This is a genomic window from Variovorax sp. RCC_210 (assembly GCF_041355175.1).
GTDB lineage: Bacteria > Pseudomonadota > Gammaproteobacteria > Burkholderiales > Burkholderiaceae_C > Variovorax.
Window position 1 is genome coordinate 1 of the sequence record NZ_JBFUPJ010000032.1, and the last position, 6,005, is coordinate 6,005.

General features: G+C 65.9%; 1 protein-coding gene. It reads right to left on the bottom strand.

The window, feature by feature from the left end; all coding sequences use genetic code 11:
* On the bottom strand, nt 1-6,005 hold a 6,005-nt coding region (locus AB6807_RS39190; RefSeq protein ID WP_371088788.1), incomplete at both ends, for an amino acid adenylation domain-containing protein.

A 6,005-nucleotide genomic window follows, 5' to 3' on the forward strand; every position in this document is an offset into this window, starting at 1 on the left:
GTCTGCAGCAGGTGATGGAACAGCATGCCCTCTTGCAATGGGGCCAGCGGATAGATGTCCTGGATGTTCGAGGCGCCCCCGGGGACCGCGGATTCGATGCGGGCGATCTGGGCAGCGTCGAGATCGATCAACGGCAGCATGCCGGGATCGATAACTTCGCAGACCTCGGGAATGCGGTTCAGCGGCACGACCACTTCGACGCGTCCCTGCTCCTGCATCAGAGCTTGGGCGAAGGCTTCGAGGTGCGGGTGCTGGAACAGCGTTCGCACCTGAACGGTCCATCCCTTCGCGCGCACGCTTTCCAGCAAACGAAGCGCCAGCAATGAGTGACCACCGAGTTCGAAGAAGTTGTCGGTGCGGCCCACGCGCGGCACGTTCAGTACCTCGGACCAGATCGTTGCAAGCGATTGTTCGACTTCGCCTTCTGGTGCTTCGTACGCTTTGTCGCTGGTGAACTCTGGTGAAGGGAGCGCCTTGCGGTCGACCTTTCCGTTGGCGTTCAGCGGCAGTGTGTCTAAGACCACGATGACGCTGGGCACCATGTAGTCGGGCAATGCTTCGCCCAGTCGCTCCCTCAACGTGGCCGTGTCGATGTTGTTGCCCGAGACGTAACCAACAAGCCTTGCACCGGCCGGACCTTCGTTTGCCACGACGACCGCTTCTCGCACTTCGGGCTGGGCTTGGAGCTGGGCTTCGATTTCTCCCAATTCGATACGGAAGCCCCGCACCTTCACCTGATGGTCGATGCGCCCCAGGTACTCCAGCTGGCCCTCGTTGTTCCAGCGGACCAGGTCGCCTGTTCTGTACAGGCGCTGTCCATCGCTGGCCGCCACAAACCGCTCAGCAGTAAGACCTGCCCGCTTCAGGTAGCCGCGCGCAAGGTTGACGCCGCCTAAATACAGCTCTCCAGCGACTCCGGCAGGCACTTCGTTGAGGCTCGCGTCCAGCACATACGCCTGCGTCTCGCTGATCGGGCTGCCGATAGGTACCTGGCTGCTGCCGTCGTCGCGGCACGTCCAGTGCGTCACGTCGATGGCGGCTTCTGTCGGGCCGTAGAGGTTGTAGAGCCTGGCCTGCGGCAGCCGAGCGAACACCTGGTTGCGAGCCTCGGCGGACAGGGCTTCTCCGCTGCAGACGATGCGTCGCAAAGAGGTACACGCACCGACGTCTTCATGCGCCAGGAACGCCTGAAGCATCGAGGGCACGAAGTGCAGGGTGTCTACCTGGTGATGGCGGATCAACTCCACCAGCCTTGCCGGGTCACGGTGATCGCCCGGGTTGGCGACGACCAGCCTGGCGCCCTGCATCAATGGCCAGAAGAACTCCCACACCGACACGTCGAAGCTGAACGGGGTCTTCTGCAGCACCGTGTCTGCTTCACCCAGCCGATAGGTCTCCTGCATCCAAGCCAGCCGGTTGAACAGCGAGCGGTGGCGGTTGGCTGCGCCCTTGGGACGTCCGGTGGAGCCCGAGGTGTAGATGACGTAGGCGAGGTTGTCGCCGTGCAAGTCGACCTGAGGGTCAAGAATGGACTCGGCCGAGGTGTCCAGCGTGTCCAGGTCGAGCACCTGGGACAACCCGGCAACGGGCACCAGCGAGCGCAGGTGGCTCTGGGTCAGCAGCATGGTGATGCCGCTGTCCTGGACCATGTAGGCCAGGCGATCCGCCGGGTACTCGGGGTCCAGCGGCACATAGGCTCCACCGGCCTTCACGATCGCCAGGATGCCCACCACCATCTCGATGGAGCGCTCTGTCGCGATGCCGACCAGAACCTCGGGGCCCACGCCCAGGGCGATCAGGCGATGTGCAACCCGGTTGGCGCGCGCGTTGAGTTCGCCGTAGCCCAGGGTCTTGTCACCGAAGACCAGCGCCACCGAGTCAGGACGAGCCCGCGCCTGGCGCTCGATCAGCCGATGCACAGGCTCCGAGTCGCCGAAGCGCTGCGGGTTCTCGCTCCACCTCGAAAGCTGCAGCAATTCCGCCTCGGCCATCACCGCGATCCCTTGTGCGAGCTGCTGCGGACGCTCCGACAACGCGGTGACCACGCCCGCGAGCGCCGCATGCATGTAGCCGCACACGCGCTGCGCATCCACGGTCTCGCTGATCTGCGCCACCAGCTCGAAGCCCTGCCCCAGATCGTCCACGGACATGACGAACGGATAGTTGGTCCGCTCCTCGCCGCCAAGCACTTCCATGCCCTCCCACAAAGGAGCGGTATCGTCCCCTTCTGCCTCCGGGCTGTAGCGGTAGTTGAGCAGTGCGGAGAACAGCGGCGTGCCGCCCGGCAGCGCGCTGCAGCGCTGGGCCAATGAGAGGTTGGCGTGCTCATGATGCAGAAGCTGGGTGAGTGCTGCGTGGGTCTCCTTGACGCACTGGGCCACGCCCTGTGCGCCGAGCTTCACGCGCAGCGGCAGCGTGTTGATGAACAGGCCCAGTGCGCGTTGAGCGCCTTCTCCGCCTTGCATACGTCCGAACAGCACGGTGCCGAAGACGACGTCGTCCTTGCCCGTCGTCTTGGCCAACACCAAGGCCCAGGCCAGATGGAACAACGTGGCTGCGCTCACGCCGTGGCGCTGCGCTTCGCGCCGGATCTGTTGAGCAAGCTGAGGCTCGAGCTTCAGTCTTGCCTCTTCTACTCGCGTGCCGTCGCCTTGCACGTCGAGCAGGTTGAACGGGGCAGTAGGCTCGTCCACGTCGCCCAGCATCTGGGTGAAGAAGGCTTCGTGTTCTGCTTGACTCACGCCGAGGCGAGCCTGGGCGACGTAGTTCCGGAAGGGAACGGGTTGCTCGAGTTCCGAATGCTTGCCTTGCTGGACCAGCGAGATCTCCTCGACAAGGAAGTCCAGCGTCGTATGGTCCAGCACCATGTGGTGGCTGGGCAACTGCAACAGCCAGCGCTGCTCGACTGCATCATGGGCCGCGACGGCGCGAATCATCGGCGCCTGCCTCACGTCGATGCGGTAGTGCGACGGATCGACGTGCGCATTGAGCTGCTCGAAAGCGCGTCCCGTTTCAACGTCGAGCCACTGCAACTTCAGCTCGGCATGGCGATGCACGACCTGCACCGGCTCCTTCAATCCCTCCCACAGCACCGCGGTGCGCAAGATGTCGTGCCGGTGGATGACCTGGTTGAAGCTGCCGACAAACTGAACCAGCCTCTCTTCGCTGTCGAAGCTCAATGCCAGCGGAGTGACGTAGGCATCGCCTTGCGTCTGCAACTGGTGATGGAACAACATGCCCTCCTGCAGCGGCGCCAGCGGGTAGATGTCCTGGATGTTCGAGGCGCCGCCGGGAACGGCGGATTCGATGCGCGCGATCTGGGCGGCGTCGAGTTCGATCAGCGTGAGCATGCCCGGCTCGATGGCTTCGCAATCCACGGGAATTCGGTTCGGCGGCATGACCACCTCGACACGCCCCTGCTCCCGCATCAAAGCCTGGGCGAAGGCTGCGAGTTGCGGGTGCTGGAACAGGGTTCTCACCTGCACCTTCCATCCCCGGGTGCGCACGCGCTCCAGCAGCCGCAGCGCCAACAACGAGTGCCCGCCGAGTTCGAAGAAGTTTTCGCCACGGCCCACGCGCGCGACGCCCAGCACCTCGGCCCAGATGACAGCCAGCGCTTCTTCCAGTTCGCCCCGCGGTGCGTCGTAGGCGCTTGCCCCGTCGAACTCCGGCGACGGCAAGGCCTTGCGGTCCACCTTGCCGTTGGCGTTCAGCGGCAACGCGTCGAGCGCCACCACGACGGCAGGGACCATGTAGTCCGGCAATGCTTCGGCCAGCCTCCTCCTGATCAGCACCGTGTCGATGCCTTGCCCCGACACATAGCCCACCAACCGGGCGCCGCCCGGTCCTTCGTTGGCGACGACCACGGCCTCGCGCACCTGCGGCTGTGCGAGCAGCTCGGCCTCGACTTCGCCCAGCTCGATGCGGAAGCCCCGCACCTTCACCTGGTGGTCGATGCGGCCCAGGTACTCCAGCTGGCCCTCGTCGTTCCAGCGCACCAGGTCGCCGGTGCGGTAGAGCCGCCCGCCCTGTTCGTCGAACGGGTCGGCCACGAAGCGCTCCGCGCTCAGCGCGGCCCGGCCCAGGTAACCCCGTGCCAGCAGCGCGCCTCCGATGCACAGCTCGCCCACGGCGCCGCGCGCCACCAGGCCCAGATCGGGTCCGACCACGCGCAATGCACGGCCCGCGAGCGGCGTGCCGATGGGCATGCGCGAGGGCACCTGGCCGCCGGCCTGCAGAAAGGGCGTGCAGTCGAGGACGGACGCCGTCACCGTCGCCTCGGTAGGCCCATAGGTGTTGAGCAGCTTCACGTGCGCCAGGCCCGCGTTGCGCCATGCGTGGAGCCCTTCGGGCGGCATTGCTTCGCCGCCCGCATGCACCTGGCGCAGCGCGCCATAGGGCCGCGCGCCATGCGCCGCGAAGTCTTGCGCCAGCAGCAGCCAGTAGGCCGTGGTGAGGTCGGCCACGCTGATCTGCCGTTCGATCAGCTCGCGGTAGAAGGTCGCGCTGTCCCACAGCACCGGCCCGCGCAGCACGATGGCGGCGCCCGCGACCAACGGTGCGAAGGTCTGCTCGATGAAGCCGTCGAAATTCAGCGTCGAGAACTGCAGCATGCGGTCGGCCTGCGTCAGCCCGAAGAATCGCACCGTCTCGCGTGCATGCGCCGCCAGCGCCGCATGGGAAATGCCGACCCCCTTGGGCCGCCCCGTGGAGCCCGAGGTGTAGATCAGGTAGGCCAGGCCCTCTGCGTGCAGCGCCACCTGCGGATCGTGCGCGGGCTGCCCGCCGAGGTCTTGCGTGTCGAGCGCCAGCGTGGCGACCGACGCATCCACGGACAGGCGCCCGGCAACATGCGACTGCGTGAGCAACACCACGATGCCGCTGTCGGCCACCATGTACGCAAGCCGGTCCGCGGGGTAGCCCGGGTCGAGCGGCACATAGGCGGCACCGGATTTCAGGATGGCGAGGACGCCCACCATCATGTCGACGGAGCGCTCGACCGCAATGCCGACCCGGTGCTCGGGTTTCACGCCCAGCGCGATCAGGCGGTGCGCCAGCCGGTTGGCCTGGGCGTTGAATGCCGCGTAGCTCAGCGTCTGCTCGCCGAACACCAGCGCCGGCGCTTGCGGCTGTTGCCTCGCGTGAAGCTCCAGCACGCGGTGCACAGGCGTGCGGTCGGGGTGCGTGGGCGTGTTGACGCCCCAGGCGCCGAGCTGGCGAACTTCCTGGACGACAAGAATGTCGAGTTCGCAGGCGGGCCGCAACGGCTGATGGGCCAGGGCGTGCGCGAGCGATTCGATCGCACCCAGCAGCATCTCGCACACACGACGCGCGTCGACGGCTTCATGAATCTGCGCCACGAGCTCGAAGCCCTCGCCCAGGTCGTCCACGGACATGTCGAAGGGATAGTTCGTGCGCTCCTGGCCGCCGACGATCTGCATGCCTTCCCAGAAAGCGGCGTGCTGTGCTTCGTCTTTCTGGGGGTTGTAACGGTAGTTGAGCAGTGCGGAGAACAGCGGCGTGCCGCCCGGTAGCGCGCTGCAGCGTTGGGCCAATGAGAGGTTGGCGTGCTCATGATGCAGAAGCTGGGTGAGTGCTGCGTGGGTTTCCTTCACGCACTGGGCCACGCCTTGAGCGCCGAGCTTCACGCGCAGCGGCAGCGTGTTGATGAACAGGCCCAGTGCGCGTTGAGCGCCCTCTCCGCCTTGCATGCGGCCGAAGAGCACGGTGCCGAAGACGACATCGTCCTTGCCCGTCGTCTTGGCCAACACCAAGGCCCAGGCCAGATGGAACAATGTGGCTGCGCTCACGCCGTGGCGCTGCGCTTCGCGTCGGATCTGTTGGGCGAGCTGAGGCTCGAGCTTCAGTCTTGCCTCTTCTACTCGCGTGCCGTCGCCTTGCACATCCAGCAGGTTGAACGGGGCAGTGGGCTCGTCCACGTCGCCCAGCATCTGGGTGAAGAAGGCTTCATGCTCTGCCTGGCTTACGCCGAGGCGCGCCTGGGC